We start from the raw sequence: 4266 nt of genomic DNA, 5'->3' as shown, positions 1-4266 counted from the left end.
CGGGGAGAGCTTGGACAAGGTGGCGTGTCTTGCGGGACACGCCAGGCTCGACACCACGGCGGTCTACACCAGGCCCGGCAGGACGGACCTGGAGAGGGCCGTGGAGAAGCTCAGCTGGGAGTGACCGCGAGACCCGCCTTTGTGAGGATGTCGGCGATCTTCTCGGCATGCGGGCTCCCAAACCGGGACAGGAACTCCAGGAGCCTCTCACTGTTCAGCTCTTCGAGGTACATGTCATCCAGCAGAGAGAGGAGCCTTTCTCTGGAGAGTTCCCTGGTTCGCAGGTGCCGGATGTAGATCAGGTCTAGCAGCGCTTTTTCCGGCCAGGCCCACCTGACTCCCTGTCCGTCCTCACGCCATCCCCAGAAAAGTTTGCGGGCGATGCGGTGGTACTCGAAGATAGTTCTGCTGGTGTGGGCGGTGCCCGGGGTCCCGAGAGTAACGCAGGTGACGGTAAAGGAATGCTGGGAGAGGATGCCCTCTTCCGAGAGGCAGTACTCCATGGAGATGTAACACGGAGGCCTCAGCACCATCGCTATTTCCGCCGGGGAGGGGTAGTTGAAAGGGTTTGCGTAGATGCCTTTTGCCAAGCGTTCAGCGAGACCGCGCTTGACCAGGCGGGAGAGCTCTACCTTAAGCTCCCGGGTAGGCAGCCCGGTGAGTACGTGCAGGTCGTCGAAGGTGAACACCTTTTTAAGGCTATTCTCCCGGAAAAGGCGGTACCACTCCGTCATCCGCATAGGACACCACCTCCTTTGCGGCCTCTTCCAAGAGGGAGGCCACCCCGGCCGCAACTTCGGATGCTTGTGCAGGAAGCAGTTCCGCTTCGTGTTTTGCCAGGAAGCGTGGCATCTCGCTGAGAATGCTTTCTCTCCCCTCTTCCCTCACTTTCCCTGCTGCTTTCTTGAGTTTCTCCGCCAGTTCTCGGGCGGTGCTTCCGTAGTCCAGTGCCTTCTGGACGATGAGTTTAACGGGGAAGGTCAATCCCTTCTCGAAAGTCAGATAGCGGATGTCCCACAGGTCCCGGCCCTTGATGTATGTTCTCAAGGCGCAGGCCACTACTTTGTCTGCCAGGATTTCCTCCGGAGCCTCTACCCGGACCACTGGGTTGAAGGGAGGGAACTCCAGGTGGGCTGTTCGAGGCATATACGACGGCACATTGGCAAACTCGATGTTCACTACCACTTTCCTGCTCAGAGGGCCTCCTGTGACCCGGAGGGAAAACCTCTTCAGGGTCTCGCTCTCTTTCTGCATTTTCACCGTCACCTCCAGTGGGAAAAGGAAAATACCCAGGAGGTAGGTCTCTAGCCCCTGAAATAGGCGTCCGGTGTTCTGCCAGGTGCCTGAGTTTTTCGCCACGAAAACGAAGTCTAGGTCCTCTGAGAAGCGGGAAGCGCCGTAGAAAAAGCGTAGCGCGGTTCCTCCTTGGAACACGCCTTCGCGAAAGAAGCCCTTCCTGCTCAGGAAGGACAGGATAGCCTTTTGGGTTTCTTCACGGAAGATGGACTCAGGGGTTGTTCCCAGTACATGGGCCTGCCGGGTTACCTCTTCCCACCGCACCTTCTTATGCCTCCCTAGACCCTTCCAGGAGTTCGCTCTTCATAGTAAGCTTTTTTGTTAACTTTGTCAATCGAACATGGGTGTCCCGCCGTGCGGTGACGCGGATGTAGCACTGACGCGGATGTAGCACGATGGGGGAGTAATACGCCTGGAATTCGGGGATCTCCCTGAGATGCTCGGTCTACTGTAATGCGTAAGCGGGTTTTCTGTGTGTCGCTCCTGGTTTCGTGCTGGCAGGTATAATGAGACTGTGAAAGGCCTGATGGAAGGGAAAAGTTATGCGCTTTATTACGGTGCGCGACCTGCGGTTGCGTGGAAAAGAAATCTGGGAGGCCCTTCGCGCAGGAGAAGAAGCGGTTCTCACCTGCAATGGCCGCCCGGTAGCACTCCTAGTCGGCATAGAGGAGGGCCGTCTAGAAGAGACTCTTCGCCTGGTGCGGAGAGTTCGGGCTCAGGCGGCCGTTTCACGCATGCGCGAGCGTGCCAGGGAACTGGGGCTGGATAGATCGCGGGAAGAAGATATCGGGGCTGAGGTTCGAGCAGTTAGGCGCGAACAACGGTCACAAAGGTAGTTTGTGTTCGCGCCATCCAGTAGTTGCGGACCTAGCCCCAAAATTTCCACCAGGGCTTCTTCTTTGGCTGAAGCATGCGCCGCATCTCTTCCATTAGCTGCTTGTCTCTCTCCTCCAGCAACCGCGCGTATCTTTCTTCCAGTGAACGCTTTTCTTCCTCCTGCCTAAGCAGGAGCTCCCTGGTGGTTGCGAGCTCGGCTCGCAACCCCTCTAGCTCCCTTCTTAACCCCTGCTCAATCTCTGACCAGTGGTTAGAGAGGGTCTCCTCCACACCCCTGATCAAGGTGGTAAGGGTCTCCTCCATACCCCTTGCCACCTGATTAACGGTGTTGCTCAGGGCCTGCTCTAAGGCCTGTCTTACAACCCCGACTAGCCACTCCCTGGGAACTACTACTCCCGGATCCTCTTCGACGATGGTAGGAGTCGCGGGAGGAGGGTTAGGTCTTCCTGCCTTGATCCGCTCTATTTCTTCCCACGGTATCACGTACTCCGGTCCGTAAGGTCCTTCTCTCAGGGTGGCGTTGAGCCGCCCGGTCTTCACCCAGCGGCGGGCGGTGGAAAGGCTTATTCCCAGAACTTCGGCTGCTTCCTTTAAACTCAGCTCCTCCAACCCCTACCTCAACCCCTTATCAGACCCCTAATCATTTGATAAGGGACTCTGCTCATATTGGCAAGAGACTCTATTCATACCCCTACTCATTCTTGCCGAGGGTCCCTTGTCAGGTTCTAAAGCGGTGTATGGGGTCTATCTTCTCAATCTGCTTCTGACGAAGTCCAGAACTTGGAACGCTGCTTCTTCCAATCGGCTGCTTATCCAGGATTCCTGGATCTTCTCCTCGCTGCCGTCATGGAGGTGGTGGGGAAATGTTGCAACGTCTTTATGGTGTGGCGCATTGTCGAAACGAAAAATTTTCCCATCGATGTGCCGTCTTTCCCAGTGGTAGGAGTACCGGCCTGAGGCAGAAAACCAAAGGTCAATATAGCTGTCGTCTTTGAGCACGATCCTTAACTTCTGGGCTGTGCCGATGCTTATAACTTCGATCTTCGCGATGATGTCGCCATATCGTGCTAATAGTTCTTTAGGGTCAAGAGACAACTCTGCCCGCCTCCAGCTGGCGGATCAATCTTCTCAGGGCCTCGTTATGCCGTGATAACTCCTCCCACAGGATAACGTCTTCCCAGGCAGGGTGTCCGGGTAGCTCTCCTTCCCTGATTTTTTCCTCGAGCTCCTGGTAGTTCGAAACCCCGTACTTCTTCCTCAGGTTCTCAATAACCTCGTTGTTTTCCTCGACTTTCGAGCTCAAGAGCTTTTTAAGTCCTTCGCGGAGAACGTTTTCCGTGGACATGCCCAGCAGACTTTCTGCTTCCTTAATCACTTTGTCGAGCAAAGGGATCACCCCCTGGTGCACTACTTGCCTGTCTCCACTGCGCGTCTCAAAAGCATACGAATGAATGTGGTGTAGCCGATCCCTGCCTTTCTGGCTGCTCTCTTTATAGCCTCCAGGTCTTCTTTAGGGATGCGTATCGAGACCTGGACCATTTGTGGCTTTCGGAACTCCAAAGGGTCGTCTTTCCACTCCAGTTCTTCCGTGTCGGTTCGGTCGAAGAAGTCGGCGAGGTCAACTACGTCGTTCGTGTCGGGCAGCTTAGCGCTTTTCCGCTCTGGCATGGTAGTACCTGCTTCGGGCCTCCTTTCGGCAAGAGTCATGCGCCATGTTGTAGATGGCCTCCTAGGGCTGCGGGGTGTTTAACGATGTGCTTAAGCGGTTCGACGGAGGTATTATAGGGGGCCTGACTATTTTTGAATTAGATCCCGCCAGAGGCCTTTGTGATACAAAATGTCACGGAAAGAATACACCGGACTTGCTTTGGAAGGCAAGAGCGTCAGGCGGCGGGGTTCTAGCTTAAGTTTCCGAGTTCTGAAGAGAAGCTACATAGAAGAGGGCTTAAAGCAGGAATTGCGGGCCTCCTGGTAGAATTCTGGTTTCCGGGTTCTGGGACCGGGGAAAAAAACAAGAAACTCGGTCCGGACCGTTTTGGGATATGGCGGTGAAGCGGTCCGACCGAGCCCACCGGAACTCCTCGCAAGTAAAGCATACCACCGGTGGGCCGGTCAAATCAAGCCGCAGCCGCC

General features: G+C 55.5%; 7 protein-coding genes. 1 reads left to right on the top strand and 6 read right to left on the bottom strand.

Going from position 1 to position 4266, the window contains the following annotated elements:
- Nucleotides 1-110: 110 nt before the first annotated feature.
- Nucleotides 111-740 carry a type IV toxin-antitoxin system AbiEi family antitoxin domain-containing protein gene (locus tag DXX99_RS10885; RefSeq protein WP_115793496.1) on the bottom strand — a complete coding sequence of 210 codons (630 nt, stop codon included), beginning with the start codon at nt 738-740 and terminating at the stop codon, nt 111-113.
- The gene (locus DXX99_RS10880; RefSeq protein WP_115793495.1) at nt 700-1560 is read right to left on the bottom strand and encodes a nucleotidyl transferase AbiEii/AbiGii toxin family protein; all 861 of its coding nucleotides are present in this window, start codon (nt 1558-1560) and stop codon (nt 700-702) included. Before DXX99_RS10880 ends, DXX99_RS10885 begins: the two co-directional genes overlap by 41 nt.
- Before the next feature lie 278 nt (nt 1561-1838).
- Here DXX99_RS10880 and DXX99_RS10875 point away from each other — a divergent pair, with 278 nt between their 5' ends.
- On the top strand, nt 1839-2132 hold the full coding sequence (locus DXX99_RS10875; protein WP_115793494.1) for a type II toxin-antitoxin system Phd/YefM family antitoxin: 294 nt from the start codon (nt 1839-1841) through the stop codon (nt 2130-2132).
- A gap of 31 nt (nt 2133-2163) precedes the next feature.
- Here DXX99_RS10875 and DXX99_RS10870 read toward each other — a convergent pair whose 3' ends face one another.
- From DXX99_RS10870 to DXX99_RS10855, 4 genes are all read right to left on the bottom strand, one after another.
- Nucleotides 2164-2742 (bottom strand): helix-turn-helix domain-containing protein, encoded by a 579-nt coding sequence (locus DXX99_RS10870; RefSeq protein WP_115793493.1) that lies wholly within the window; start codon nt 2740-2742, stop codon nt 2164-2166.
- 135 nt (nt 2743-2877) lie between these two features.
- Nucleotides 2878-3228: a toxin-antitoxin system TumE family protein gene (locus DXX99_RS10865; protein ID WP_115793492.1), complete on the bottom strand. Its 351-nt coding sequence runs from the start codon at nt 3226-3228 to the stop codon at nt 2878-2880.
- Nucleotides 3218-3520, bottom strand: coding sequence for a hypothetical protein (locus DXX99_RS10860; RefSeq protein WP_134643015.1), 303 nt, complete (start codon nt 3518-3520; stop codon nt 3218-3220). Before DXX99_RS10860 ends, DXX99_RS10865 begins: the two co-directional genes overlap by 11 nt.
- 20 nt (nt 3521-3540) lie before the next feature.
- Nucleotides 3541-3801, bottom strand: a complete 261-nt coding sequence (locus tag DXX99_RS10855; protein WP_165847843.1) for a CopG family antitoxin — start codon at nt 3799-3801, stop codon at nt 3541-3543.
- Nucleotides 3802-4266 lie beyond the last annotated feature (465 nt).

Origin of the sequence: Ammonifex thiophilus, assembly GCF_003368535.1 — a bacterium.
In the GTDB taxonomy this organism is placed as follows: Bacteria; Bacillota; Desulfotomaculia; order Desulfotomaculales; family Ammonificaceae; genus Ammonifex; species Ammonifex thiophilus.
Note: the sequence above shows the minus strand (reverse complement) of the source record. Positions and strands in the feature narration are given on the sequence as shown.

Coding starts and splice junctions, on each gene's coding strand:
- DXX99_RS10855 (WP_165847843.1), bottom strand. CDS start 3,801: ATGCCAGAGCGGAAAAGCGCTAAGCTGCCCGACACGAACGACGTAGTT.
- DXX99_RS10885 (WP_115793496.1), bottom strand. CDS start 740: ATGCGGATGACGGAGTGGTACCGCCTTTTCCGGGAGAATAGCCTTAAA.
- DXX99_RS10875 (WP_115793494.1), top strand. CDS start 1,839: ATGCGCTTTATTACGGTGCGCGACCTGCGGTTGCGTGGAAAAGAAATC.